Annotated in this window: 22 protein-coding genes and 4 tRNA genes; 7 read left to right on the top strand and 19 right to left on the bottom strand. The window is 75.6% G+C overall.

Annotated features, from left to right (window positions below; genetic code table 11):
• Positions 1 to 110: 110 nt before the first annotated feature.
• Positions 111 to 575: an HNH endonuclease gene (locus AB6N24_RS00220; RefSeq protein ID WP_412867454.1), complete on the bottom strand. Its 465-nt coding sequence runs from the start codon at positions 573 to 575 to the stop codon at positions 111 to 113.
• 183 nt (positions 576 to 758) lie between these two features.
• On the opposite strand from AB6N24_RS00220, the gene AB6N24_RS00215 reads away from it, so the two are divergent.
• Positions 759 to 1,016, top strand: a complete 258-nt coding sequence (locus AB6N24_RS00215; protein ID WP_412867453.1) for a hypothetical protein — start codon at positions 759 to 761, stop codon at positions 1,014 to 1,016.
• A gap of 11 nt (positions 1,017 to 1,027) precedes the next feature.
• Here AB6N24_RS00215 and AB6N24_RS00210 read toward each other — a convergent pair.
• The 9 genes from AB6N24_RS00210 to fucP form a co-directional block, all read right to left on the bottom strand.
• Positions 1,028 to 1,103 (bottom strand) — tRNA-Arg (locus AB6N24_RS00210).
• A 36-nt stretch (positions 1,104 to 1,139) separates the two neighbouring features.
• A tRNA-Met gene (locus AB6N24_RS00205) sits at positions 1,140 to 1,216 on the bottom strand.
• A gap of 50 nt (positions 1,217 to 1,266) precedes the next feature.
• Positions 1,267 to 1,339, bottom strand: a tRNA-Pro gene (locus AB6N24_RS00200).
• Between the two features lie 58 nt (positions 1,340 to 1,397).
• Positions 1,398 to 1,470: transfer RNA gene (locus AB6N24_RS00195), tRNA-Arg, on the bottom strand.
• A 326-nt stretch (positions 1,471 to 1,796) separates the two neighbouring features.
• A complete protein-coding gene (locus AB6N24_RS00190; RefSeq protein WP_412867452.1) occupies positions 1,797 to 1,949 on the bottom strand; it encodes a hypothetical protein in 153 nt (50 codons plus the stop codon).
• A gap of 134 nt (positions 1,950 to 2,083) precedes the next feature.
• A complete protein-coding gene (locus AB6N24_RS00185) occupies positions 2,084 to 2,662 on the bottom strand; it encodes a DUF4334 domain-containing protein (protein WP_412867451.1) in 579 nt (192 codons plus the stop codon).
• Positions 2,659 to 3,531 carry a DnaJ family domain-containing protein gene (locus tag AB6N24_RS00180; protein ID WP_412867450.1) on the bottom strand — a complete coding sequence of 291 codons (873 nt, stop codon included), beginning with the start codon at positions 3,529 to 3,531 and terminating at the stop codon, positions 2,659 to 2,661. The genes AB6N24_RS00185 and AB6N24_RS00180 overlap by 4 nt, the downstream gene beginning before the upstream one ends.
• A 172-nt stretch (positions 3,532 to 3,703) precedes the next feature.
• Positions 3,704 to 4,732 (bottom strand): substrate-binding domain-containing protein, encoded by a 1,029-nt coding sequence (locus AB6N24_RS00175; RefSeq protein WP_412867449.1) that lies wholly within the window; start codon positions 4,730 to 4,732, stop codon positions 3,704 to 3,706.
• A 14-nt stretch (positions 4,733 to 4,746) separates the two neighbouring features.
• On the bottom strand, positions 4,747 to 6,075 hold the full coding sequence (fucP, locus tag AB6N24_RS00170; protein ID WP_412867448.1) for an L-fucose:H+ symporter permease: 1,329 nt from the start codon (positions 6,073 to 6,075) through the stop codon (positions 4,747 to 4,749).
• Between the two features lie 134 nt (positions 6,076 to 6,209).
• On the opposite strand from fucP, the gene AB6N24_RS00165 reads away from it, so the two are divergent.
• Together AB6N24_RS00165 and AB6N24_RS00160 are read left to right on the top strand one after the other, a co-directional pair.
• Positions 6,210 to 7,757: an ATP-dependent DNA ligase gene (locus AB6N24_RS00165; RefSeq protein ID WP_412867528.1), complete on the top strand. Its 1,548-nt coding sequence runs from the start codon at positions 6,210 to 6,212 to the stop codon at positions 7,755 to 7,757.
• On the top strand, positions 7,754 to 8,080 hold the full coding sequence (locus AB6N24_RS00160; protein ID WP_412867447.1) for a hypothetical protein: 327 nt from the start codon (positions 7,754 to 7,756) through the stop codon (positions 8,078 to 8,080). The genes AB6N24_RS00165 and AB6N24_RS00160 overlap by 4 nt, the downstream gene beginning before the upstream one ends.
• A gap of 52 nt (positions 8,081 to 8,132) precedes the next feature.
• Here the strand turns inward: AB6N24_RS00160 and AB6N24_RS00155 are convergent, their stop codons facing one another.
• Complete coding sequence (locus AB6N24_RS00155; RefSeq protein ID WP_412867446.1) at positions 8,133 to 9,116, bottom strand: endonuclease/exonuclease/phosphatase family protein; 984 nt, start codon at positions 9,114 to 9,116, stop codon at positions 8,133 to 8,135.
• Between the two features lie 421 nt (positions 9,117 to 9,537).
• Here AB6N24_RS00155 and AB6N24_RS00150 point away from each other — a divergent pair, with 421 nt between their 5' ends.
• Complete coding sequence (locus AB6N24_RS00150) at positions 9,538 to 13,551, top strand: endo-1,4-beta-xylanase (protein ID WP_412867445.1); 4,014 nt, start codon at positions 9,538 to 9,540, stop codon at positions 13,549 to 13,551.
• Complete coding sequence (locus tag AB6N24_RS00145) at positions 13,551 to 14,819, top strand: endo-1,4-beta-xylanase (RefSeq protein ID WP_412867444.1); 1,269 nt, start codon at positions 13,551 to 13,553, stop codon at positions 14,817 to 14,819. The genes AB6N24_RS00150 and AB6N24_RS00145 overlap by 1 nt, the downstream gene beginning before the upstream one ends.
• Before the next feature lie 84 nt (positions 14,820 to 14,903).
• Here the strand turns inward: AB6N24_RS00145 and AB6N24_RS00140 are convergent, their stop codons facing one another.
• Positions 14,904 to 16,259, bottom strand: coding sequence for a S8 family peptidase (locus AB6N24_RS00140; protein ID WP_412867443.1), 1,356 nt, complete (start codon positions 16,257 to 16,259; stop codon positions 14,904 to 14,906).
• A 140-nt stretch (positions 16,260 to 16,399) separates the two neighbouring features.
• Here AB6N24_RS00140 and AB6N24_RS00135 point away from each other — a divergent pair, with 140 nt between their 5' ends.
• Complete coding sequence (locus AB6N24_RS00135; protein ID WP_412867442.1) at positions 16,400 to 19,141, top strand: CHAT domain-containing protein; 2,742 nt, start codon at positions 16,400 to 16,402, stop codon at positions 19,139 to 19,141.
• A 184-nt stretch (positions 19,142 to 19,325) separates the two neighbouring features.
• Positions 19,326 to 19,778, top strand: a complete 453-nt coding sequence (locus tag AB6N24_RS00130) for a hypothetical protein (protein ID WP_412867441.1) — start codon at positions 19,326 to 19,328, stop codon at positions 19,776 to 19,778.
• Here AB6N24_RS00130 and AB6N24_RS00125 read toward each other — a convergent pair.
• The 7 genes from AB6N24_RS00125 to AB6N24_RS00095 form a co-directional block, all read right to left on the bottom strand.
• Positions 19,775 to 20,368 (bottom strand): RNA polymerase sigma factor, encoded by a 594-nt coding sequence (locus tag AB6N24_RS00125; protein WP_412867440.1) that lies wholly within the window; start codon positions 20,366 to 20,368, stop codon positions 19,775 to 19,777. The genes AB6N24_RS00130 and AB6N24_RS00125 overlap by 4 nt on opposite strands.
• A 100-nt stretch (positions 20,369 to 20,468) precedes the next feature.
• A complete protein-coding gene (locus AB6N24_RS00120; RefSeq protein WP_412867439.1) occupies positions 20,469 to 20,867 on the bottom strand; it encodes an OsmC family protein in 399 nt (132 codons plus the stop codon).
• Between the two features lie 103 nt (positions 20,868 to 20,970).
• Positions 20,971 to 21,117: a hypothetical protein gene (locus AB6N24_RS00115; protein ID WP_412867438.1), complete on the bottom strand. Its 147-nt coding sequence runs from the start codon at positions 21,115 to 21,117 to the stop codon at positions 20,971 to 20,973.
• Positions 21,114 to 21,767 (bottom strand): DsbA family oxidoreductase, encoded by a 654-nt coding sequence (locus AB6N24_RS00110; RefSeq protein ID WP_412867437.1) that lies wholly within the window; start codon positions 21,765 to 21,767, stop codon positions 21,114 to 21,116. Before AB6N24_RS00110 ends, AB6N24_RS00115 begins: the two co-directional genes overlap by 4 nt.
• 112 nt (positions 21,768 to 21,879) lie before the next feature.
• Positions 21,880 to 22,551, bottom strand: a complete 672-nt coding sequence (locus AB6N24_RS00105) for a thymidine kinase (protein WP_412867436.1) — start codon at positions 22,549 to 22,551, stop codon at positions 21,880 to 21,882.
• A gap of 27 nt (positions 22,552 to 22,578) precedes the next feature.
• The gene (locus tag AB6N24_RS00100) at positions 22,579 to 23,853 is read right to left on the bottom strand and encodes an alkaline phosphatase family protein (RefSeq protein ID WP_412867435.1); all 1,275 of its coding nucleotides are present in this window, start codon (positions 23,851 to 23,853) and stop codon (positions 22,579 to 22,581) included.
• On the bottom strand, positions 23,850 to 24,425 hold the full coding sequence (locus AB6N24_RS00095; RefSeq protein ID WP_034633606.1) for a DUF5998 family protein: 576 nt from the start codon (positions 24,423 to 24,425) through the stop codon (positions 23,850 to 23,852). The genes AB6N24_RS00100 and AB6N24_RS00095 overlap by 4 nt, the downstream gene beginning before the upstream one ends.
• Position 24,426 lies beyond the last annotated feature (1 nt).

The following is a 24,426-nucleotide window of genomic DNA, read 5'->3' as shown; positions in this document are numbered from 1 at the left end:
TCCCGAGCCTCACAGCGATCCGGCCGTGCGTCCACCGGTCGCGGGCCGGCGCCGGCGCACGTCCCCGACGGGCAGGGACGGGCGCCGGTGCCGGTGCCGCGACGGCCTCGTCAGACCGGGGCGAGCGCCGGGCGGAGCGCGACGACCCGCTCGGGCACGTACGGCGTGACGAGCAGCGGCCGGCCCCACTCGGCAGGCGTCCGGTCGGCCTTCGCGTTGTTGCACGCCCGGCACGCCGCGACCGTGTTGAGCCACGTCAGCGCGCCGCCGCGCGACGCGGGGACGACGTGGTCGACGGTGTCGGCGCGCCCGCCGCAGTACGCGCACCGGTGGCGGTCGCGCGCGCGCACGCCGGCCTTGGTGCACGCGGCGGCGCGGCGCTGCAGCCACCCCATCGCGACGTACCGCAGCAGGCGGACCGTGGTCGGCAGCGGGTGCGGCCCGAACGTCGCGCCCTCGACGTGCTCCTCGACGATCGCGACCCCGCGGGCGAGCATCGTGATGGCGTGCTCCAGGGACACGTGGTGCAGCGGCTCGTAGCCGGCGTTGAGGACCTGCACGCTCCGGGTGCTCACGGTCCGTCCTTCCTCTCGTGGTGGGTCGGTGCTCTGGTCGGGGGGTCGTGGCTGCGGGCGGAGAGGACGGATGGCTACGGGCGGTACGTGTGGGGGCGGGGGCGTGCGGGTGGCGGGGGCGTGCGGGTGGCGGGGGCGTGTGGGTGGCGGGGGCGTGTGGGTGGCGGGGTGCACGGTGTGCGGATGGACATGGGCGCGGTCACCGACGACGACATCCGGGCTGCCCGGGACGCCTGGCTGCGCGTCCGCCCGCTGGGTGAGCGCGACGGACCGGAGTACGCGTTCCTCCTCAACCTCGTGCAGGCGCAGTCGCAGCAGCTCGCCGCGGCGTTCCGGGCCGAGCGCGCCGGGCGCGCGGAGCGTGCCGGTCGTGCGGACCCCGCGGACCGTGCCGGGGGTCAGGCGCGGACGGGTCGGCCGGACGGCTCGTCGCCCGGCTGAGCGACGGGCCGTGGTGCGCGCGGAGGGGATCGAACCCCCGACCTGCTGCTCCGGACGCAGCCGCTCTCTCCGCTGAGCTACGCGCGCGTGGGTCCGCGCGCCCGGCTGGTAGGCCGGCCGCGCTGGTCCCTGGGGCGGGTCTCGAACCCGCGACCTCCCCGATATGAGCGGGGCGCTCTGCCCTACTGAGCTACCCAGGACCGACGCCCGTCGTCCCGTGTCCCGGGACAGGTGGGCGTCGGGCGGTGCGTCGGGACGGAGGGACTCGAACCCTCGCTCGCCTGCTCCCGAGGCAGGAGGCCTAGCCGCTGGCCCACGTCCCGCTCCTGCCGTCGGTGCGGGCCGGCGGCGTGCACGGTGATGGGTCGCCGTGCCGACCTGTGCGCCCGGAGGGACTCGAACCCCCGACCTCCGCATCCGTAGTGCGGCGCCTCGTCCGTTGGGCCACGGGCGCAGGCTCTCGACGCCGCGCTCCTCCCGTCCGGGACGGTGTGCGGTCGTTCCTCTCTCGCTGTGCAGCTGTCAGACCGTCGTCCGCGGGAGGCGGGCGACGGCGCGAGCACGCCCCGGCGGCGGGGGTGCGGGTGGTGCGGCGTGCGGTCGTGCGGGTGGTGCCGTCGTGCGGGTGGTGCCGTCGTGCGGGTGGTGTCGTCGTGCGGGTCGGGCGGTCGTGCGGGGCGTGCAGGCCCGGCCCGTCCTCGGGCCCGGCCGGACATGCGAGGAGCCGCCTCGGGACGACTCCCGGGGCGGCTCCTCGACGCTGTGCCAGACGGCGTCTGGTCAGGTCACGGGGCCCTCCGCGGGCGGCGCGGGCGTGCGCATCGCACGGTCGAGCGGCTCGACGCTCGGGTACGCGGACGGCGCGCCGGCTGCGGGCGACATCACGCGGCGCAGGCCACGGGCCTGGTGCGTGCGCGTCGTGCGGCGGTCCATCGTGTGCTCCTCGTGCGTGGTGGCCGGTCGGGCGGTCGGTGCCGTTCCTCGTCGCGGCGAGCGGGGCCCGGAGAGGGGCTCGTGCCGACCGCGGACGGGAGCCTGCCACGACGCCCGGAACCCACGCACGGGTTTTACGCGGGCGCGCGGCGCAGCAGGAAGAAGAACGGCTCGGGCATGCCGCGCAGGTCCATGACGCCGAGCAGCGTCCGGTCGTCGACCCGGCGGAACACGTCGATGACCGGCACGGAGTCGTAGACCATCGCGGCGGTGCGCACCCCCCGGTGCTCGACGGTGCGCAGGCGCGAGCGCGGCGCGCGGGTGGCGAGCAGCGGGAGGACCCCCCGGAACAGCCGGTCGACGAGCGGGAGGCGCGCCAGGCCGGGTCGGCGGACGAGCAGCGCCAGCGGGAGCCGGCCGGGGTCGACCGAGCACAGCGCGCCCCCCGCGCCCCGGAACACGAGCGGGAACCCGTCCTCGGTCCCCGCGAACCGCTTGCCGTGCCAGCCGAGCCGCTCGAGCAGCCCGTCGAACGGGTGCCCGGTCGGGACCCCGGCGCCGAGCCACGCGCCGACGAGGTCGGTCACGTCCACCGCGGCCAGCCCGTCGAACAGCGCGAGGAGCTCCCCGGCCGAGCCGCCGTCGCGCAGCAGGTCGCCCGGCGGAGCAGCTCCCGGGGCGCGCGCCGTGGGGCCGCCCGAGTACGCCGTCACGCACCTCCCCCGTCCGTCGCGGCTCCACCCGGCGCGCTCGGAGCCCGCGAGCCGCGGTCCGCGGAGCAGCCGTCCGTCGTGCGCTCACCCGGCGCGCGGCGCCCCGTCGGGCCGTCACCCGCCGCGGACTCACCCGCCGAGCCCCGCCCCGGCGAGCCGGTGTCCCCGGTGCCTCCCTGCGCGCGTGACCGGCCGCGCAGCAGCGCGAGGACGCCCGACCGGGACCGGGCTGCGGCGCGGTGCTCGGCGGCGGCGCGGTGCTCGGCAGCCGCAGCCGCGGACTCCTCGCGCTCCCGCTGCGCCGCCTCGGCCCGGCGCACGCGACGGCGCTCGTGCCAGCGCGCGACCTCGGTCTCGACGTCGCGCACCGGCGTCACGACCGGCGGCCCGCCGAGGAGCTGACGCCGGGCGGCGACGACCCGGGCGTTGAGCTCCTCGACGAGCTCGCGCACGCGCTCCTCGGTCCGTTCCTGGTCGAGGCGCCCGTCGAGCGCCGCGTCGTCCTTGCGGAGCTGGAGCGCCTCGGGCAGGACGCCGGTGATCTGCTCGCGCTCGATCAGCGCCTTGAGCCACCAGTCCGGGTCGTGCCGGCCCGTGAGCCCGGGGATCGGCTTGCCGGTGAGGGGCAGGTCGTCGAACTCACCGCGGGCCATCGCCTGCCGCACGAGCTCGTCGGCGAACGAGCCGCGCGCCGCCATGCTCGGTGGCCTCGGCGCCGCCGGCCGGTCCTCAGCGCGGCCGGTCGCGGGCGACGCCGACGACTCCCCCGCGTCCTGCGCGGCGCCGGAGTCGGCGTCCTGGCGGTCCTGCTCGGCGAGCCGGTCGAGCCGGTACTGCACGGCGCGCCGGTGCGGGTCCTGGTCCTGCATCGCCACCCCCGTGCGGGCCGTCGGTCGTCGTCGCGCCGGCCGCGCACGGCCGTGCCACCACGCTACGACGACGACGCGCAGCACGCCGGGCCGAGCACTGTGCCGGGCGCGGGCCCGGCGTCCAGCCTCGGCGCAGACCGGTGCGTCCCGCCCGGCGCGGTCCGGACCGTCGTCAGCCCCAGCAGTTCCGCACGCCGAACGGCACGTTCTCCGAGCCGACCCCGGGCACCGGGTAGCGCGTGACCAGCGTGACGCCGGTGTCGAGGTACCCGCTCGGTCGGTCACCGCCGCGCACCGCCTCGGCGATCTGCCGGACACCCTGCGCGGCCATGTTCTCGGGGTACTGCTGCGCGGTGGCGTCGAGGTCCCCCGGGCGCACGGCGCTCTTCATCGCGGCGCACCCGCCGTCGATCGACACGACGACCGCCTCGGCCATGTCGATCCCGGCGTCCCGCATCACCGCGATCGCCCCGAGGGCCGCGGGCTCGTTGACCGTGTAGACCACGTTGATCCCGGGGTCCTCGGCGAGCAGCTCCCGCATCGCGACCCGCGCGAGGTCCTCGTCGCCCTCCGTGTCGACGGACCCGGAGATCACCGGGTCGCCCTCCTCGATCCCGAAGCCCGCGAGGAAGCCCTCGCGCCGGAGCTCGCCCGACGCGATCCCGGGCGCGAGGTCGAGCAGCGCGACCCGCGGCTCGATGCCGAGCTGGGCGACCTTCTCGCGCGCGTACCCGCCGACGAGCGCACCCGCGCGCTCGTTGTCCGTCGCGAACACGGCGTCGACCGCGCTCGTGGGGTCGGTCGGGGTGTCGACCGCGATGACGATCACGCCCGCGTCCCGCGCCTCCTCGATCGCCGGGACCACGGCCTCCGAGTCGGTCGGCGCGACGAGGATCCCGTCGACGCCGTCGGCCGTCATCCGGCGGATGGCCTCGACCTGCGACTCCACGTCGACGTCCGACGAGCCGGTCGCCGTCACGAGGTCGACGTCGTGGTCGTCGGCGGCGTCGAGCGCGTCGTTCTTCATCGCGACCCAGTACGGGTTGGTCTCCTGCTTCGTGATCAGCCCGACCGTGACGTCCTCCTGCTCCTCGCCGCTGCAGGCCCCGAGCGCGGCGACGAGCGCGCACGCCGCCCCGAGCGCGAGCGGGCGCGACCAGCGCGGCTGCGGGTGCGGACGGGGCCGACGTCGCGTGCGCATGGTCTCTCCTCGGTCTAGAGCGCGGGTGCGAGCTGGTGCGCGTCCTCGCTGCGGGTCGTGCGCAGGTCGAACAGCGCGTACGCGGCGACGACCGCGAGGCATGCCGCCGGGACGATGAAGCCGAGCGAGGTGCGGCCCGAGGCGTCCATGACCGCGCCCTGCACCATGGGGAGCAGCGCGCCGCCGAGGATCGCCATGACGAGGCCCGCGGCGCCGAACTTGGCGTCGTCGCCGAGCCCGCGCAGCGCGACCCCGTAGATCGTCGGGAACATCAGCGAGAGCGCGGCCGAGATCGCCACCACGGCGATCAGGCCCACGATGTTGAGCACGAAGACCGAGACGAGGCAGCACACGACGCCGAACACGGCCATGACCAGCAGCAGCATCGCGGGCCGGAAGATCCCGAGCAGGTAGACCATGACGAACCGTGAGACGAGGAAGACCAGCAGGCTGGCCTGCAGGAACCACCCGGCCTCCTCCGGCGCGAAGCCGACGACGTCCTGCGCGTAGATGATCGTGAACGTCCACGCGCACGTCTGGGCGGCGACGTTGAAGAACTGGGCGACGACGCCGAACCGGTAGTGGCGGTTGCGCCAGAGGCGGCGCCCGACCCCCGTGCGCGGCTGCGCGGCCGACTCCTCCTCGACGGGCACGCTCATCTTCTGGAACGCGATGAGCAGCCAGATCAGGACGAGCACCGCGGCGATCCCGACGTAGGGACCGAGCACCAGCCCGAGGTCCTGCTCCTGGCTCTCGCGGATCTCGTCGGGCGACATGATGACCTTGGCGGCCTCGGAGGTCAGCGCGGGCAGGATCAGTACCGCCCCGAGCAGGACCCCGATGTTGGCGCCGACGGGGTTGAACGCCTGCGCGAGGTTGAGCCGCTGCGTCGCGCTGCGCTCGGCGCCCATCGCGATGACGAAGGGGTTGGCCGACGTCTCGAGGATCGACAGCCCGGCGGCCAGCACGAAGAGCGCGATCAGGAAGAACTCGTACACGAGCAGCTGGCTCGCGGGCACGAACAGGAACCCGCCGACGGCCGCGAGCCCGAGGCCCGTGAGCACCCCCGCCTTGTAGCCGAACCGCCGGTTGATGAACGCGGCCGGCAGTGCGAGCAGGAAGTACGCGCCGTAGTACGCGAACTGGACCAGCGACGCCTGGAAGTTCGACATGGCGAAGATGCTGCGGAACACCCCGACGAGCACGTCGGTGAGGTTCGCCGCGGCTCCCCACGCGGCGAAGCACAGCAGCAGGAGGAAGAACGGGACCCGCAGCCGGCGATCGACGAGCGGCGCCTTCGCGCTCTCGGCCCCCTGCGGTTCGACCGCTGCCGGAGTGGCCACGGCGATCACTCTCCCCCGTCGGCGTGATCGTGCTCTGAGGCGAACATATGCCCGGATCGTCCGGAGCGACACCGGCCACGACCCCGAGAGCCCCCGGGCCGCGCGGGACCGCCCCGAGGTGCAGGATGGCGGGCGTGCTGCTCGCCGACGTCGCCGCCACGTCCACGGCCCTCGCCGCCACCCGTTCACGCCTGCAGAAGCGCGCGCTGCTCGTCGAGCTGCTGCGGCGGACGGCACCCGCGGAGGTGCCGGTCGTCGCGCGCTACCTCGCCGGGGAGCTGCGCCAGCGGCGCACCGGGCTCGGGTGGCGCTCGCTCGCCTCGCTGCCCGCGCCCGCCGCGCAGCCGACCCTCGAGGTGACCGCGGTCGACGCCGCGTTCGAGACGATGGCGGCGCTCTCGGGCCCCGGCTCGACGACGGCCCGCACCGCGCTCGCCGCTGAGCTGTTCGCGGCGGCGACCAAGCCCGAGCAGCGCCTGCTGCGCGGCCTGGTGTCGGGCGACCTGCGGCAGGGAGCGCTCGACGCGCTGCTGCTCGACGCGGTCGCCGATGCCGCGGGGGTCCCGCCCGAGACGGTCCGGCGTGCGGCGATGCTCGCGGGGAGCACGGAGCCGGTCGCGGTGGCGGCGCTCGGGGCGGCGTCGCCCGAGGAGGCCGTCGCGGCCCTCGGCGGGTTCGGGCTCACGGTCGGGCGCCCTGTGCGACCCATGCTCGCAGCGTCGGCGCCCGACGTGCCGACGGCGGTCGCCGGCTTCGACGGCCGCCCCGTCGTGGTCGACGCCAAGCTCGACGGCATCCGGGTCCAGGTGCACCGCGAGGGCGACGACGTGCGGGTCTTCACGCGGAGCCTCGACGACATCACCGCGCGCGTGCCCGAGGTCGTCGCGGTCGTCCGAGCCCTGCCGGTGCGCACCGTGGTGCTCGACGGCGAGGCGCTCGCGCTCGACGCGGCCGGCCGGCCCCGGCCGTTCCAGGAGACCGCCTCGCGCAGCGCGACCCGCGACGCCGAGCTCGCCGCGGAGGTCGAGCTGCGCCCGTTCTTCTTCGACGTCCTGCACGCCGACGGCCGCGACCTGCTCGACACTCCGCTCGTGGAGCGCCTCGAGGTGCTCGACGCCGTCGCGAGCACCCACGTGGTCGAGCGCGTCGTCGCGCAGGACGCGGACGCCGCGCAGGCGGCGTTCACCGGGTGGGTCGCCGCCGGGCAGGAGGGCGTCATCGTCAAGGACCTCGGTGCGCCGTACGAGGCGGGCCGGCGCGGGTCCGCGTGGGTCAAGGTCAAGCCGCGGCACACGCTCGACCTGGTCGTGCTCGCGGTCGAGCGCGGCTCGGGCCGGCGCAGCGGGCTGCTCTCGAACATCCACCTCGGCGCGCGCGACGGGTCGGGCGGGTTCGTGATGCTCGGCAAGACGTTCAAGGGCATGACCGACGAGATGCTCGCGTGGCAGACGCAGCGGTTCGGCGAGCTCGCGGTCGAGGACGACGGCTGGACCGTCCGGCTGCGGCCCGAGCAGGTCGTCGAGGTCGCGTTCGACGGCCTGCAGCGCTCGACCCGCTACCCCGGCGGGCTCGCGCTGCGGTTCGCCCGCGTGGTGCGCTACCGCGACGACAAGGGCGCGGGCGACGCGGACACCATCGAGACGGTGCGGGCACTCGCGGGTCCGGCCGGGGACGGCGCGTGACCCCGGAGCGCGGGCGGACGCCGGGCGGCGACGCCGTGCTGCTCGGCGACTCGGTGCTCGACAACGGCGTCGACGACACGCGTCTGACCGAGCCGAGCCACGCCGTGGTGCGCGGCGCCCTCGCGCTGTTCAACGACGTCCTCACGCGCGCCGCCTACGCCCGCGGGGTCGCCGTGCTGGACCTCCGGCTGGTGTGCGCCGAGGACGCCGACTTCGCGAACCCGATCGAGCCGTCCGCGCACGGCGGCCGCAAGATCGCCCGGACGATCGCGGCCTGGCTCGAGCCCGGGCGCGGGGCCACGCGCTCGACCGTCGTCACCTGAGCGCTCGGTCGTCACCGGCGGCGGCGCACCCTCGGACGGCGGTGCCGCACCCTCACCCGAGGTCGAAGGTCGCGACCACCGGCGCGTGATCCGACTCGGGGTACTTGCGGTCGACGGCGAACGCCGCCGACTCGTCGTGCAGCACCTCGTTGTGGATCTCCGTGCCGCGGTAGTGCGCGAGCAGGTTGCGGGTCACGAGCATGTGGTCGAGCATCTGCCCCCGGCCCTGGTGGTACAGCGTGACCCTAGAGGACTCGGGGACCGTGTTCTCGACGGGGACGAGCACGCGGTGCACCAGGTCCGGGTTGCCCGTGTCCTCGACGTTCCCGCGCACGGCGAGCACGGACACCTCGTCGGGCGCGGCGTTGAAGTCACCGGCGACCACCACGCGCGCGGCAGGGTCCGCGTCGAGGACCTGGTCGACGAGCCGGCGCGTCTCGAGTGCCTGGGCCATGCGCTTCATCGACGAGAGGAACGACCCCTCGGCCCAGCCGTCCGCCGTGCGCCACGTGAAGCTGTCGACGCGCTGCCCCGGGATGTCGGTCGCGAGCTTGGACTTCCAGTGCACGTCCACGACGTGCAGGGCCGTGCCGTCGGGGAGCTGCAGGACGACGTGCAGGATCGGTCGCTCGATCCCGACGACGACGGCGGCCGCGTCGGGCGGCACGGCCGTCAGGCGCCGGTACGTGAGCGGCGCGACGAGGTCGTTGCGGAGCTGCTGGACGGCGAGCACGGGCAGGTGGCTGACGACGACGAGATTCCGCTCGTCGAACACCTCACCGCCCTGCGTGCGGGTGCTCGTCATGGTGGCGCCCTCGAGCGGGGTGCCGCGGAGCAGCTCGGTGAGGGCGTGCAGCCCGCGCGGGAGCCCGTCGCGCTCCTGGCCGTTGACCTCCTGGAGGCACAGGACGTCCGCCCGCAGGCGGGCGACCTGCGGGCGCATGAGCAGGACCCGCTCGGCGAGGGACGGACGCGCGCCGGGCGGCGTCTCGTCGAGGTTCTCGACGTTGAAGGTCGCGATGCGGAGCTCGGCCATGACGCACTCCCGGTCCGGGTCGGCGCACCCGGGTCGCGGTGGCTGGTCGTCGCGTCGCCGTCGCGGCGTCGGCTCCCCCGGCCTGTCGGGGTCGCACCATCGGAGGAAAACCGGCCACCGTGCGGTGATACGCCGTCTCCCGGCCGGTGCCCCGCGGTCGACCGGCCGGTCCGCCAGGACCTCGCGGCGGGCGCCGGGGCCCTCTCCTGCACGTGGTCGGGCGCCCGCTGGTGCGGGAGCGCGACCACTCGGTAAGGATGTCGATACCGTTTTACAAAAATCGTTCTCCACCTCTGTACGCCGCGCTCCGCACCGCTTACGGTGAGGGCGCATCCACCCGGAATCAGTCGCAAAGGGGCGATAGATGACGCGTTCACCCGCGCGTTGGACAGCACGAGGGGCGGCCCTGCTGGCCGTGGTCATGGCAGCCGCCGTGGCCCCGGGCGCAGCAGCCGCCCCCACCACCACCGACCTGACGGCGGCCGCCGACGAGCCCGTCGTCGTCCTCGGCACCGACTTCGAGGACGGCACCTGGGCGCCGTGGACCCAGAGCGGCGCGGCGCCGCTCTCGGTCGTCGACGTCGACGGCGGCAAGGCGCTCCTCGTGAGCGGCCGGGCAGCGGACTACGAGGGCATCCAGTCCCCCACCGGGCTGCTCGAGCCCGGCACCACCTACACGTTCTCGATGCGGGCCCGGCTCGCCGAGGGCACCGCAGGCTCCGCGGGCGTGCGGTTCGTCGTCAAGCCCGACTACACGTGGGTCGGCAACACGACGATGACCGCCGACGCGTGGACGACCGTGACGGGCTCGTTCACGGCGCCCGCTGCGGCGGACCCCGCGGCGCTGCAGGTCTACCTCGGCACCGGCGACCTCGCGGCGCCCTACGACTACCTCGTCGACGACCTCGTGCTCACCTCGGCCGGCGGCGGCACCGAGCCGGACCCGGACGTCGTCCCGGGCGGCGCGGTCAACCCCGTCCCCACGCCCGTGACCACCGCGCGCGGCACCGGGAACGTCGCCGCGCTGACGTTCGACGACGGCCCCAACCCCGGCGAGACCGACGACCTGCTCGACCTCCTCGCCGAGAACGACCTGACCGCGACGTTCTGCGTCATCGGCCAGAACGTCCAGGCCGAGGGCGGCGCCGCGCTGCTGCGCCGGATCGTCGACGAGGGCCACACGGTCTGCAACCACACGACGACCTACGCCGACATGGGCAGCTGGACGCCCGAGCAGATCCGCGCCGATCTGGTGGAGAACCTCGCGATCATCCGCGAGGCCGCCGGCGACCCCGAGCTCGAGGTCCCGTACTTCCGTGCCCCCAACGGCAGCTGGGGCGCGACCCCGGCCGTCGCCGTGGAGCTCGGCATGCAGCCGCTCGGCCTGGGCAACGTCATCTCCGACTGGGACGGCAACGACCTGTCCGAGGAGACGCTGACCGCGAACCTGCGTGCGGCGGTCACGCCCGGCGCGATCGTGCTGGTGCACGACGGCGGCGGCGACCGGGCGAACGGCATCGCGGCCGTCCGCACGGTGATCGGCGAGCGGCTCGCGGAGGGCTGGACGTTCACGCTGCCCACGGGCGGCGCCGCTCCCACGGTCACCTCGCTGAGCAGCGACTTCGAGGACGGCCTCGACGGCTGGGTCCCGCGCGGCGACGCCGACGGCGACCCCACGGTCGAGCTCACCACCACGCAGGCGCACGGCGGTACGCAGGCGGCGCTCGTGAGCGGGCGCACGTCCCAGGGCGACGGCATCGGCCGTGACGTCACGGACCTGCTCACCGCGGGCACGACCTACGACATCAGCGCGTGGGTCCGCTTCGGCGCGGGTGCCCCGACCGACGACGTCTGGCTCAGCCTGCAGCGCACCGCCGACGGTGCGACGACGTACGACACCGTCGCGCAGCTCACGGGCGTGACGTCCGGTGCGTGGCACGAGATCCGGGCGACCTACCAGATGCCCGAGGCCGAGTCCGCGTTCCTGTACCTCGAGACCTCCTACCCCGACGGCTCGGCGGCCGACCTCCTGGTCGACGACGTCGTCATCTCCGCGAAGCAGCCCAGCGAGGTCCAGGACCTCACGCCGCTGCAGGACACCGTCGACTTCCCGGTCGGCGTCGCGATCGACAGCCGCGAGACCACCGGCCCCGCGGCCGAGCTGCTGCTGCGGCACTTCGACCAGATCACGGGCGAGAACCACATGAAGCCCGAGGCCTGGTACACCGACGCACGTGAGTTCCGCACGCACCCCGAGGCCACCGCGCTCATGGGGTTCGCGCAGGAGAACGACGTGCGCGTCTACGGGCACACGCTCGTGTGGCACAGCCAGACGCCGGCGTGGTTCTTCACGCACGAGGACGGCACGCCGCTCACCACGAGCGAGGCCGACAAGCAGGAGCTCCGTGACCGGATGCGGACGCACATCTACGACGTCGCCGAGGCGCTCAGCACCGGCGGCGGCTACGGCCTCTTCGGCAGCGAGACGAACCCGGTCGTCGCGTTCGACGTCGTCAACGAGGTCGTCTCCGACGGCCGCAGCGAGGAGGACGGCCTGCGCCGCAGCGAGTGGTACCGCGTGCTCGGCGAGGAGTTCATCGACCTCGCGTTCCAGTACGCCGACGAGGCGTTCAACGGCGAGTTCGCGGTCCAGGGCGAGCGTCCCGTGACGCTCACGATCAACGACTACAACACCGAGCAGGCCGGCAAGCAGCAGCGGCTGCACGCGCTCGTCGAGCGACTGCTCGCGCGGGACGTCCCGGTCGACGCGGTCGGCCACCAGTTCCACGTGAGCCTGGCCATGCCGGTCCAGGCCCTGGAGGACGCGATCGTGGCGTTCGACGACCTGGGTCTGCAGCAAGTGGTCTCGGAGCTCGACGTCACGACGGGCACGCCCGTCACCCAGGCGAACCTCGTCGAGCAGGGCTACTACTACCGCGACGCGTTCCGGGTCTTCCGCGAGCACGCCGAGGACCTGTTCTCGGTGACCGTGTGGGGCCTGACCGACGGCCGCAGCTGGCGCGTCGACTCGGGCGCCCCGCTGCTGTTCGACGACGGGCTGCAGGCCAAGCCCGCCTACGACGGCGCGGTCGACGGCGAGCTCCCGGCCCGTCAGCGCGCGGCCAACGCGTTCCGCGGCGACGTCGCGGTCGCCGCGGGCGCGACGGGCGTCGTCGAGTGGCGGCAGCTGCCGCTCCAGACGGTCGAGGACGTCGCGGGCTTCTCGGTGCGCTGGGAGGCCGACCACCTGTCGGCCTACGCCCGGGTCACCGACGCCACGGTCGACGCGTCCGACGCGGTCACCTTCGTCGTCGGCGACGAGTCGTACACGGTCGGGCGTGACGGAGAGTCCGAGGTCGAGGCCGTCGTCGAGGCGGTCGACGGCGGGTACGCGGTCGTCGCGCACCTGCCGCGCACGTCGGCCGAGGGCGACCAGGTGAGCTTCGACCTGCAGGTCACGGACGGCGAGAGCACCGCGGCGTGGAACCAGCCGGGTGTGCTCGGGACGCTCACGCTCGTCGAGGCCCTGTCCACCACCCAGGTGGTCGAGGCCGCGGCGGCGCCCGTGATCGACGGCCAGGTCGACGCCGCGTGGGCGTCGGCGAACGCCGTCACGACCGACAAGCAGATCGAGGGCGAGGGCGGCGCGACCGCGAACGTGCGGACGCTGTGGCGCGAGAACACCCTGTACGTGCTGGCCGAGGTCGCGGACCCGACGCTCGACGCCACGGGCTCCGACCCGTGGGTCCAGGACTCGCTCGAGATCTTCCTCGACGCGGGCAACGTCAAGAACGGTCCGTACCGCTACGACGACACGCAGATCCGGATCAGCTACCTCAACGAGACGTCGTTCGGGACGGGTGACGAGGCGTTCCAGCAGAACCGCCTCGTGAGCCGGACGAGCACCGTCGAGGGCGGATACGTCGTCGAGGCGTCGGTCAGCCTGCTCGAGGCCGGCGGCGTGGGGACGTTCCACGGCCTGGACTTCCAGGTCAACGACGCGACCGCCGGGGCGCGCACCGCGGTGCGGGCGTGGGCGGACCCGACCGGTCGCGGCTACCAGAGCACGGCCCGCTGGGGCGTCGCCGAGCTCGTCCCCGCGGTCGTCGTCCCCGAGCCCGACCCGAGCGTCACGGCGGACCGGAAGGTCCGGGCCGGCGAGCAGCTCGGCGTCACGCTCGAGGGCTACCTCCCGAGCAGCACGGTCGAGCTCGTGCTCGAGCGGCGCATCGGGCGCTGGGTCGTCGCACGCGTCGACCTCGGCGACGTCACGGTCGGCGCGGACGGCTCCGCGACGACCGAGGTCCGGGTCCCGCGCGGGGTCCTGCCGGGCAAGTACACCTTGCGCGGCACCGCGGGCGAGGTCACGGCCGACACCACGGTGACCGTGCAGCTCGCCAAGCCGTCCTGGTGGTGGGGCTGGTGGCCGTTCTGATGGCTGCTGATCTCCGGCACCGCACCGCCGACGCCACGCTGACCGTGCGTGGCGCCGGCGGGCGGCCCCTGGCCGACACCGAGGTCGTCGTCGAGCAGACGCGTCACGCGTTCGCGTTCGGCAACATCGGCTTCGACTTCATCGGCCTCGCGAACGACGAGACGGAGGCGCTCCCGGACAGCCCGTTCGGGGGCGCCCCGCCCGCGAGCGCCGCACGCCTCGCCGACCTGTTCCTCGACGTGTTCAACACGGTCACGCTGCCGTTCTACTGGGGTGGCTTCGAGCCCCGACGCGGTGAGCCGGACACGGCTCGGCTGCTGCGGACCGCGCAGTGGTTCGCCGAGCGCGGCGTCACGGTCAAGGGCCACCCGCTGGTGTGGCACACGGTGACGGCGGACTGGCTGCGCGAGCTCTCGACCGACGAGGTCGAGGCCGCGCAGCGGGCCCGGATCCGGCGCGAGGTCACCGACTTCGCGGGTGTCGTGGACGTGTGGGACGCGATCAACGAGGTCGTGATCATGCCCGTCTTCGACAACGAGGAGCACCGCAACGGCATCACGCGGCTCTGCTACGAGCGGGGGCGCATCGCGACGATCCGGATGGCGTTCGAGGAGGCGCGCGCGGCCAACCCCCGCGCGACGCTCCTGCTCAACGACTTCGACCTGTCGACCGCGTACGAGTGCCTCATCGAGGGCGTGCTCGAGGCGGGCGTCCGGATCGACGCGATCGGGCTGCAGAGCCACATGCACCAGGGTTACTGGGGCGAGGAGAAGACGCTGCGCATCCTCGACCGGTTCGCGCGGTATGGGCTGCCGCTGCACCTGACCGAGAGCACGCTGCTCTCGGGCGACCTCATGCCGGCGCACATCAAGGACCTGAACGACTACCAGGTCCCGTCGTGGCCCTCGACCCCGGAGGGCGAGGAGCGGCAGGCCGAGGACATCGTGCGGCACTACCGCACGCTCGTCGGTCACCCCGCCGTGCAGGCCGTCACCTACTGGGGGATCTCCGACGAGGGCGCGTGGCTCGGCGCACCGGTCGGGCTCGTGCGCGCGGACGGCACCCCCAAGCCGTCATACGGCGCGCTGCACGGGCTGGTCAAGGGCGAGTGGTGGCACGGGCCGACGGCGCTGCGCACCGACGCGTCCGGCCGGGTCGCCGTGCAGGGGTTCCTCGGCGACTACCGGGTCTCGGCGGGTGACGCGTCGGCGTCGTTCGCGCTGACCTCGCCCGGCGCCGTCGAGGCGGAGGTGTCCCTCCCCCGCTGACGCCACGCGACGGCCCGTCGCCGTACCTGCCCACCGGCTCTGCCCGGGGCGGGTGCGGGGCGGGCCGTCGTCGCTCTACCTGCGTCAGAGCGGGACGTCGACGAACGGCGGCACGTACCCCGTGCCGTCGGCGGCTCGGGCACCGGCCACGAGCGACGACCACGCCTCGCGGACCGGCACGCCCTGCTTCGCGGCACGGCGGGCGACGTGGCCCGTGAGCAGCGCGGCCGAGAACGACGTCCCGCCCCAGCGTCCCTGGCCCGAGAACTCCTGCACCGTGCCGTCGTCGAGCTCGACCGGGCCGGTCAGGTAGGTGCTCAGCAGGCCCTCGCCGGGCACCACGACGTCGATCCACGGGGCGTCCGGGGGCGTGAACGCCGTGAGCCTCGCCGAGCGCTTCCCCTTCTTCGACTCCCGGACCCGCGCGGAGCCGACCGCGACGACGTCGTCGAGCGCCGCCGGCCACGCGGGCTCGCGCGCGTCGACCCGCAGCGCGCCGTCCGGTCCGGTCCCCCCGACCTGCTGGGCGACGACCGGGTCCGCGTGGTTGCCGGCGCACGCCACGACCAGGACCTCGGGCGGGAGCCGGTCGACCGCCGTGGCGAGCGCGAGCGGCGCACGCGAGTCCGAGGTGTAGCACACGAGCGAGAGGTTGAGGACGTCGATCCCGCTGCGCCCGAGCGCGACGATGCCGCGCGCCACGTCCCACGACGACGCCGCACCCCGGTCGTCGAGCACGCGCCGCACCCGGACCGTCGCGCCGGGCGCACGGTGCAGCACGAGCCCGGTCACGAACGTGGCGTGCCCCGCCGCCACCGGGAACGGCCCGTCGCCGGAGACGAGGTCGTCGGGCGGGTCCGCGAGGTAGCGACCCGCGAGCGCCGGGTGGGGGGACACCGCGGTGTCGAGGACGCCGACCGTGATCCCCGCGCCCCCTCGCCCCCCGAGGCGCACGGCCTCGTCGGTCCGTTCCGGTGGCGGGCCGCCGCCGTGCGAGACCGTGCCGCCGCCGTTGGTGACGAGCCCGACGAACCGGTTCTTGCCCATCGTCGGGAACCAGCCGGAGTACCGGTCCCGGAACCACGCGCGCAGCAGCCGGAGGAGCTCGTCGGCGTGGTCGGGCTCGAGCCCACCGTCGACGGCCCGGCGCAGCGGCCTGGCGTACCCCTCGTCGAGCTCCGGCACCGTCGCGTCGTCCCGCACCGCGTCGCTCCCCGACCCCTGCGGCCGCGCACGCCACCCGTCGAGCAGCCCCTCGAGGTGCTCCCGCGGGAACGCGAGCCGGCTCAGGCCCAGCGCGTCGTCGCTCTCGTGGGTGCAGCCGGTCGCTCCCCAGCGGTCGAGCGCCGTGCGGACCAGCCCCTCGTGCTCGGCGGCGACGAGGACGTCCACGGTCGCGGACGGCGTCGCGGTGGGCCGCCTCGGGTCGTGCTCGGACATGTGCGCCTCCGTACCCGCCGGGATCACGCCAGTCTCCCAGCGGCCGCTCCGGCCCGGAAGGGACGAGCGCTGCCCGTTGACGAAGCGGCCCGCACGCGCGACCGTCGGAGCAGGACGCACGCGGTCGGGACGAGGCAGACGTGACGGGGCTCAGGGGCGACGCCGACGAGGCGCTGCGGCTCGCGGGGGTCGACCCCGCCGCCGCGGTCGTGCTCGCGAGCGACGTCGTCCCGGCGGCCAGGGCCGCGCGCGCCTGGGCTGCGGCCTGCGTCGCGGAGCGGGCCCTGGGCGTCGCGGCGATGCAGCAGTCCCGGCTCGACGACGCGTTGGTGCACCTGCGCGCCGCGGTCCGGGCCGGACGCCGTGCCGCCGACGCCGGGCTGACCGGCGAGGCGCGGATGAGCCTCGCGTCCGCGCTCATGCTCCGGGGCCGGCCCCGGCAGTCGGCGCAAGAGATCGGCCGTGCGCTCGCCGAGCTCGACGGCGTCGCGGCGGCCCGGGCGCTGACGCAGCGCGCGGCGATCTCCCAGGAGCTCGGCCGGCTCGACGACGCGTTCGACGACCTGCGGCGCGCGCTGCCGGTGCTGCGCCGGGCCGGCGACGTGCAGTGGGCGACGCGCGCGCTCTCGAACCGCGGGCTCCTGCACACCGCCCGGCGCGAGTTCGCCGCCGCCGAGTCGGACCTCGTCGCCGCGGGCCGGCTGTGCACGGAGCACGGCCTGCGGCTGCCCGGCGCGATCGTCGCGCACAACCTCGCCTGGGTGCACGCGCAGCGCGGCGACGTCCCGGCCGCGCTCCGGCACCTCGCCGCCGCGGAGACGGCGTTCACCGACCTCGGGCTGGCGCCGGGGTCGATCCTCACCGACCGCGCCGAGCTGCTGCTGTCGGTGCGTCTGGTCGACGAGGCACGGGCGACCGCGGAGGCCGCGGTCGCCGCCGACGAGCGGGACGGGCGGCGCAACCACCTGCCCGAGGCCCGGCTCCTGCTCTCGACGATCGCGCTCGTCCAGGGCGACGCCGAGCGGGCCCGGGCGGCGGCCGAGACGGCGATGCACGACTTCGGCCGGATGGGCCGCACCGAGTGGACGACCCTCGCGCGGTACGCGCGCGTCCAGGCCCTCGTCGAGGCGGACCGGGCCGTGACGCCGGCGCAGGTCCGCCGGGTCGCGGAGGCGCTCGCGCAGTCGGGGTGGGCGGTCCCGGCGCTCGAGGCACGCATCCTCGCGGCACGGCTCGCCCTGCGCCGCGGCGACGCGCCGGGTGCACGCCGGGACCTCGCCGAGGCCGGCCGGGCGCGCCGTGCCGGACCGGCGGACGCGCGCGCCCGGGCGTGGCTCGCCGAGGCGATGCTGCGCGAGCAGACGCGGGACCGCCACGGCGCCGTCGCCGCCCTGCGCGCCGGCCTGCGGGTCGTCGAGGACCACCGCGCCACGCTCGGGGCGACCGAGCTGCGCGCGCACGTCACGGTCCACCGCGGGGCGATCGCCCGGATGGGTCTGCGCCTCGCGCTCGAGGACGGTGACGCCCGGCACGTCCTGTGGTGGGCCGAGTGCAACCGTGCGACCGCGACCCTGCTGCGTCGGGTGCACCCGCCCGAGGACGCCGTGCTCGCCGACCTGCTCGCCCAGCTGCGCGCGACGATGACCTCGATCGAGGAACGGCGGACGGCCGGGGCCCCGACGTCGTCCGCGGTGCAGCAGCAGGTCACGCTCGAGCGCACGATCCGCGACCACTGCCGCGCCCTGCCGGGGCACGGCGGCGGCGCTCCCGTGCGCCCGCGACCCGTCCCCGAGCTGCAGGGAACGCTGGGCGGCGCGGCGCTCGTCGAGTACGTCGAGCACGAGGGACGGCTGCTCGCGGTGACGGTCACGGCGAGCCAGGTCCGGCTGCACGCGCTCGGGACGGTCGAGGAGGTCCGCGCGCAGGTCGAGCTCGTGGGGTTCGCGCTGCGCCGGCTCGCCGCGGGGACCGCGCGCCCGGCGAGCCTCGCGGCTGCCGAGACGGTGCTGGCCCGCGCCGGGGCCCGGCTCGACGCGCTGCTCGTGCTCCCGCTGCGCGGTGCGGTCGGCGACCGGCCGCTCGTGGTCGTCCCGGTCGGGGTGCTGCAGCAGGTGCCCTGGTCGGTGCTCCCGTCGTGCCGGGGCCGCGCCGTGAGCGTGAGCCCGTCCGCGGCGCTGTGGCACGCCGCCGCCGGGCGCGAGGCGCCACCCGACGGACGGGTCGTCGTCGTCGCCGGCCCGGGGCTGCCCGGAGCGCGGGCCGAGGCGGACGCGGTCGCCGCCGGGTACCCGGGTGCGCGGGTGCTCGTCGGCCCGGACGCCGCCGCGGGTCCCGTCGGCCAGGCCCTCGACGGCGCGGGCCTCGTGCACCTCGCCGCGCACGGGCGGCTGCGCTCGGACAACCCGATGTTCTCCTCCCTCACGCTCGCCGACGGCCCGTTCACGGTGCACGACCTCGAGCGCGTCCCCCACGCGCCGCACCACGTCGTGCTCGCCGCGTGCGACACGGCCCGGTCCGAGATCGTCGGCGGCGGGGAGATCCTCGGGTTCACCGCGGCGCTCCTCGCCGGCGGGACGGCGACGCTCGTCGCGCCCGTCGTCCCCGTGGCGGACGCCCAGACGGTCGCGCTGGTCGTCGCGTACCACCGCGAGCTCGGCCGGGGCCTGACCCCAGCCGACGCGCTCGCGCACGCCCAGCACGCGCTCGCCGGCGCGGACCCGCAGTCCCGGTCGGCTGCCGCCGGCTTCGTGGTGCTCGGGCACGGCGACCGCCCGGCGTCCGGAGCACCCGGGGCGTCAGCCGCCCCGGCCCTGGGTGTGACGCTGCCCCCGGCCGGCGCGGCGCCGGAGCTCGCACCCGTCGCCGCCGGCCTGCCCGCGTGAGCACCCGCAGCGCCCCGACGGGCACGACTGCCGACCCGGTGTATCAGGCCGCGGGGTCGCGGCTCCCCCGGGTGGTGCACCTGCACCAGGGGACGCGCGGAGCGCACCGCGGTGGGAGGCTGGGACCGGGCTCCGGTACCGACGGCGCGCTGCGAGCCCCGTGGACGAGTGGACGGTGACGGTGATGACGCAGCCACGATGGACCGACGACGACGAGCTCCTCGCGGACCTGCGCGACGCGCTCGGCGCGGGGACCCCGGTGAGCGGGCGCGAGGTCGACGCCGCCCGGGCCGCCTGGACGTGGCGCACCGTCGACGCCGAGCTCGCGACGCTGAGCTACGACTCGCTGCTCGACGACCGCGTGCTGGTGCGGGGGGCGGTGAGCGCACCGCGGAGCCTCGTGTTCGACGCGGCGGACCTCACGGTCGAGCTCGAGGTCACCGCGGGACGGGTCGTGGGCCAGCTCGTGCCGCCCGGGCCCGGCGAGGTGGTGCTGGAGACGGAGTCGGCGCAGGAGGCACCCGTCACCACCGACGACGTAGGGTGCTTCACCCTCGCCGCGGTCCCCGGTGCGCTCGTCCGGCTGCGCTGCACGACGCCGTCGACGACCGTCGTGACCGACTGGGTGCGCACCTAGCCCGCGGGCGTCGCCGCGATCCACGCCGCCACGGCCGGGTTCTCCCGGATGCGCTGCAGCGCGCGTGCGCGCGTCGGCCCGATGCTGCCGATCGGGATGCCGAGCCGGGCGCTGATCTCCGCGTAGCTCGGGGGTGGGTCCTCCACCAGCACCAGGAGCAGCTGCCGATGCTGCTCGGACAGCTCGGCGAACGCCCGCAGCAGCAGCTCGTGGCGCCCGGCCCGCTCCAGGTCCTCGACGACCTCCTCGTCGAGGCGCGCGGTGGCGGGCGGCTCGTGGTCGATCCCCGGGCCGAGCGGGTCCACGGGCTGCGTGCGCCGGCGCGTGCGCAGCAGCCGCAGGCACTCGTTGCGGGCCGTCGCGACGATCCAGCCGGGCAGGGCGGCCGGCTCCCGCAGGTCGTCGAGGTGCTCGACGAGGCGCAGCCAGAGCGTCTGCACGACGTCCTCGACGTCCGAGCCCTGCAGCCGGTAGCGGCGCACGATCCCGTGCACGAGCGGCGAGAACCGCACGACGAGGTCGTCCCACGCGGACTGCTGCCCCCGGCGCGCGGCGAGGACGAGCTGCTCGACGGAGGCGTCGTCCGCCATGGCCTGCCTCCCGGTCGCCGGCGAGACGGTACCGGCACCGCGTCGCGCCGGGTCCTCCCGAGGCTACGCCGGTGCGCCGCCGGGGTGCGCGGCGCGCCGGTCAGGCGGTCCGCAGCGTGAGCCGCTCCCCCGCGAGCGCCTTGGTGAACGGGCACAGCGCGGCAGCCTGCTCGAGCACGCGGTCCGCGGTCTCGGCGGGCAGCCCGGAGACCTCGAGCACGAACGACGACGTGTAGCCGGAGCCGTCACCCGACTCCAGGGTGACCGTCGCCTCGACGTGGGCGTCGACGGCCGACGCCCCCTGCGAGCTGGCCGCGACCTGGAGCGCCTGGTGCAGGCAGCCCGCGAGCGCCGCCGCCATGAGGTGCTCGGGCGACGTGGCGCCGTCCGACCCGTCGGCGTCCCCCGCCACGGCGAGGCCGACGTCGAGGCTGCCGTCGGGCGTGCTGACCCGGCTCCCCGTCGCGGTGGCGCGTGCCTCGTGGACCTGCTGCGTCATGGTGCTCTCGCTCTCGTCGTCGTTCCCCGTGCCTCTACTGTCGCCAGCGCCGGCCCGCCGTGCATCTCGGGGGCCGCACCGGGCGGGACGAGCGACGCGTCGGTCAGGTGCGAGACCCCTGGGCCTCCCCCGCGGACGGGACCGCGCAGACCCCGTCGACGCACGCCCCGGCGTCGTCGTCGCCGAGCGGCACGAGCGTCAGGCCCGCGAGGACCGGGACGGGGAGGGGTGCGGGCGACGCCGCGGTCATCGGGCGACCGCCCGCTCGTCGCGGACGCGCTCGAGCGCGGACAGGAAGACGTCGGGGCTCTGGGCGCCCGACACGGCGTAGCGGCCGTCGACGACGTGGAAGGGGACGCCGCGGATCCCGATCTCCTGCGCGGCCGCGATGTCCTGCTGGACGGCGTCGGCGTACCGGCCGGACTCGAGCGCCTCCCGGGTCCCGTCGGCGTCGAGCCCGACCTCCGCGGCCAGCGCGACGAGGTCGTCGACGCGCCCGACGTGTCGCCCCTCCTCGAAGTACGCCCGGAACAGCCGCTCGACGAGCGCGCCCTGGCGGTCGAGGGCCCGCGCGTGGTGGATCGCCTGGTGCGCGAGCAGCGTCTTGGTGTGCCGCAGCGCGTCGAAGTCGTACGCGAGGCCCTCGCCCGCGGCGAGCTCGGTCATCTGCGCGAGCATCTGCTCGACCTGCGCGGCCGGCAGCCCCTTGTGGCCCGCGAGGAAGTCGACCTCCGTGCCCTCGAAGTCGACGGGCGTGTCGGGGGCGAGCTCGAACGCGTGGTACTCGACGAGCACCTCGCCGTCGAACTGCTCGATCGCCGTCTCGAGGCGGCGCTTGCCGATGTAGCACCACGGGCAGGCGATGTCGGACCAGACGTGGACGGTCACAGGAAGGCTCACGACGGTCGTCAACGCCGGGCGCGCGTCGCTATTCCCGCACGCCGCGAGGTTCCCGCACGCCCACGGTTCCCGCACGTCGCGCCGGCCCGGCGCGACGGCGGTGCGGCGCGCGTCAGGCGCGGGCGGTGGGGGCGTCGTCCGCGAGCACGCCGAGCGTCTGCGGTGACGGCGAGGCCGCGCGCGCGGACACCGCGGTGAGCCGGTGACGGTGGTGGCGCCGGCACAGGACCTCGTACCCGACGGTGTCGGCGTCCGCCTCGACGTCCCCGACGACGACCTGCTCGCCCTCGACGACCATGACGCCGCCGACGGTCCGGGCGTTGTGCGTCGCACGCGCCCCGCACCAGCACAGAGCGCGCACCTGCAGCACCTCGACGCGGTCCGCGAGCTCGACGAGCCGTGCGGAGCCGGGGAACAGCCGGGTGCGGAAGTCGGTCGTGATGCCGAAGGCGAAGACGTCCACCTCGAGCTCGTCGACGACCGCCGCGAGCTGGTCGACCTGCTCGGCCGTGTAGAACTGGGCCTCGTCGCAGATCAGGTAGTCGACGGCCCGGCCGCGCGTGCGGCGCGCGACGACCTCGGCCCAGAAGTCGGTGGTGTCGGCGACCTCGTGCGCGTCGACGCTGAGCCCGAGCCGCGACGACAGCCGCGCGGCGCCGGCCCGGTCGTTGCGCGTGAACAGCACTCCGTCGCGCCCGCGGGCCTCGTGGTTGTGGTGCATCTGCAGCGCGAGGGTCGACTTGCCGCAGTCCATGGTCCCGGAGAAGAACGCGAGCTCAGCCACGGACCGCCCCGCCCGCGCGTGCCGCGCTCACGCCTGCACCGCGAGGAACGGCACGACGACCTCGTGCGGCGTGAGCGACCCGTGCACGCCCACGAGCTCGAGCGAGCCCGGGCTCTGGGTGCGCGAGTCCACGACCGTCGCCCGGCCCGCCATCGCGACGACGACGTCCCCGATGAGCGGGCGCACGTGCTCAGCGACGTCCCCGAACCACCCGGCCGCGATCGCGTCCGCCCCGGTCACGACGACGGCGGCAGGTCCGAGGGTCTCCCGCCAGCGCCCGACGACGCCGCGGGCGCGCGCCGCGACCTCGTCCGGGCCGGCGTCCTCCCCCGGTCGCGTCACGTGCAGGTGCAGCGCGCGCGGCTCCCCCGCGACGACCACCACGCCGTCCGCGAGCGCGGGCGTCGCCGCGACGTCCCAGCGCCGCAGCGGGTCGACGTCGACCATCCCGTGGTCCGCGGTCACGTACAGCGACGTGCCGCGCGGGAGCGACCGGGCGAGGCGGGCGAGCTCGCTGTCGACCGCGCTGAGCTCGTCGCCCCACTGGCTCGACCCCCAGCCGTGGTGGTGCCCGGCCTTGTCGAGGTCGCCCCAGTACAGGTAGACGAGGGACCTGCCGACGAGCTCGGCCGCCGCGGCGTCGACGCGCTCCGGCAGCGACTCCGCGCCGACGTAGCGCGCCCCGCGCAGCGCCGCCTCCGTGAGCCCGGACCCGGCGAACCGCGCCGGGCCCACGCTCGTGACCGCGATGTCGCCGTCCTGGAGCTGCTCGAAGACGGTGGGCTCGCGCTGCCACGCGTGCGGGTCGGCGCCGTCGTTCCAGGACACCATGTTCGCGAGCGCGCCCGTCCCGGGGACCCGGACGCTGTAGCCGACCAGCCCGTGCCGCCCCGCCGGGGTCCCCGTGCCGAACGACGCGATCGACGCCGCCGTCGTCGACGGGAACCCGGAGCGCAGCGCGGGCGAGCCCTGCAGCAGCGAGCGCAGGAACGGCGCGTGGCCGGCGCGCTCGCTGAGGTTGTGGCGCCCGAGCCCGTCGACCAGCACGACGCACGCGCGGCGCGCGTTCGGCAGCCCGAGCCGCCCGCGGGCGTCGGCGGCGCCGCGCACGTCACGGGCGCCGAGCGCGGCGGCGACGGCCGGCAGCACGGCACCGAGGTGGCGGCCCGGGAACGCGGGGACGAGCAGCCCGGCGGTCGACAGCGCCGCGCCGACCTCGGCAGCGGGGTCGGCGGGGGCGTCCGGGGCGGGCGCGTCGGCGGGCGTCGCGCCCGTCAGGGGCGACGAGGACGGCTCGGTCATCGCGGGCGGGAGGTCGCGGCGGACAGCGCGCGGGCGAAGGTCGACGCGGCGCGCACGGCACCCGCACCCTCGGCGACGGCCGAGACGCGGACGACGACGTCGTCAGGCGTGAGCGTGCCCGTGAGCCCGTGGTCGGCCTCGCAGCCCGCGTCCCCGCACGTCGCGGGCTCGAGGTCGACGCGCGAGACGGCGCCCCACCCGATCGCGAGCGTGAGCTCGGACGCCGCGTCGCCGGTGCGGTGCTTCTCGGGCTTGGCCACGACGTGCGTCAGGGCGACCGACCGCAGCTCGGCGAGCGGGACCGACTCGGTCGTGGCGGACGCGCTCGCCGACGGGTTCTCGCTGTCCGCCGGGTGGTCGTCGACGTGCGCGACGACGAGCCGCGACGGCGTCAGGACGAGCACCGTGACGTGCCGGCGCACCTCGGCGTCGTCGAACGTCGTCTCGGGGTGGACCAGGTGCGCCACGACCGGCTCGTCGGCGAGCGCGACGTCGAGCACGTCGGCGACGAGGTCCGGGTAGTACCCGGCCCGGTGGAGGTCGTGGCGGAGTTCGGTGAACGCGGCGGGCACG

It is taken from the genome of Cellulomonas jepli, assembly GCF_047229345.1.
Lineage (GTDB): Bacteria > Actinomycetota > Actinomycetes > Actinomycetales > Cellulomonadaceae > Cellulomonas_A.
This window is presented reverse-complemented; position numbering and strand designations above follow the sequence as displayed.

Excerpts from the sequence above, each read along its gene's own strand:
- AB6N24_RS00125 (WP_412867440.1), bottom strand. The coding sequence starts at position 20,368 with ATGGCGGACGACGCCTCCGTCGAGCAGCTCGTCCTCGCCGCGCGCCGG.
- AB6N24_RS00140 (WP_412867443.1), bottom strand. The coding sequence starts at position 16,259 with ATGTCCGAGCACGACCCGAGGCGGCCCACCGCGACGCCGTCCGCGACC.
- AB6N24_RS00190 (WP_412867452.1), bottom strand. The coding sequence starts at position 1,949 with ATGGACCGCCGCACGACGCGCACGCACCAGGCCCGTGGCCTGCGCCGC.
- AB6N24_RS00145 (WP_412867444.1), top strand. The coding sequence starts at position 13,551 with ATGGCTGCTGATCTCCGGCACCGCACCGCCGACGCCACGCTGACCGTG.
- AB6N24_RS00215 (WP_412867453.1), top strand. The coding sequence starts at position 759 with ATGGACATGGGCGCGGTCACCGACGACGACATCCGGGCTGCCCGGGAC.
- AB6N24_RS00115 (WP_412867438.1), bottom strand. The coding sequence starts at position 21,117 with ATGACCGCGGCGTCGCCCGCACCCCTCCCCGTCCCGGTCCTCGCGGGC.
- AB6N24_RS00120 (WP_412867439.1), bottom strand. The coding sequence starts at position 20,867 with ATGACGCAGCAGGTCCACGAGGCACGCGCCACCGCGACGGGGAGCCGG.
- AB6N24_RS00155 (WP_412867446.1), bottom strand. The coding sequence starts at position 9,116 with ATGGCCGAGCTCCGCATCGCGACCTTCAACGTCGAGAACCTCGACGAG.
- AB6N24_RS00150 (WP_412867445.1), top strand. The coding sequence starts at position 9,538 with ATGGCAGCCGCCGTGGCCCCGGGCGCAGCAGCCGCCCCCACCACCACC.
- AB6N24_RS00175 (WP_412867449.1), bottom strand. The coding sequence starts at position 4,732 with ATGCGCACGCGACGTCGGCCCCGTCCGCACCCGCAGCCGCGCTGGTCG.
- AB6N24_RS00100 (WP_412867435.1), bottom strand. The coding sequence starts at position 23,853 with ATGACCGAGCCGTCCTCGTCGCCCCTGACGGGCGCGACGCCCGCCGAC.
- AB6N24_RS00130 (WP_412867441.1), top strand. The coding sequence starts at position 19,326 with ATGACGCAGCCACGATGGACCGACGACGACGAGCTCCTCGCGGACCTG.
- AB6N24_RS00180 (WP_412867450.1), bottom strand. The coding sequence starts at position 3,531 with ATGCAGGACCAGGACCCGCACCGGCGCGCCGTGCAGTACCGGCTCGAC.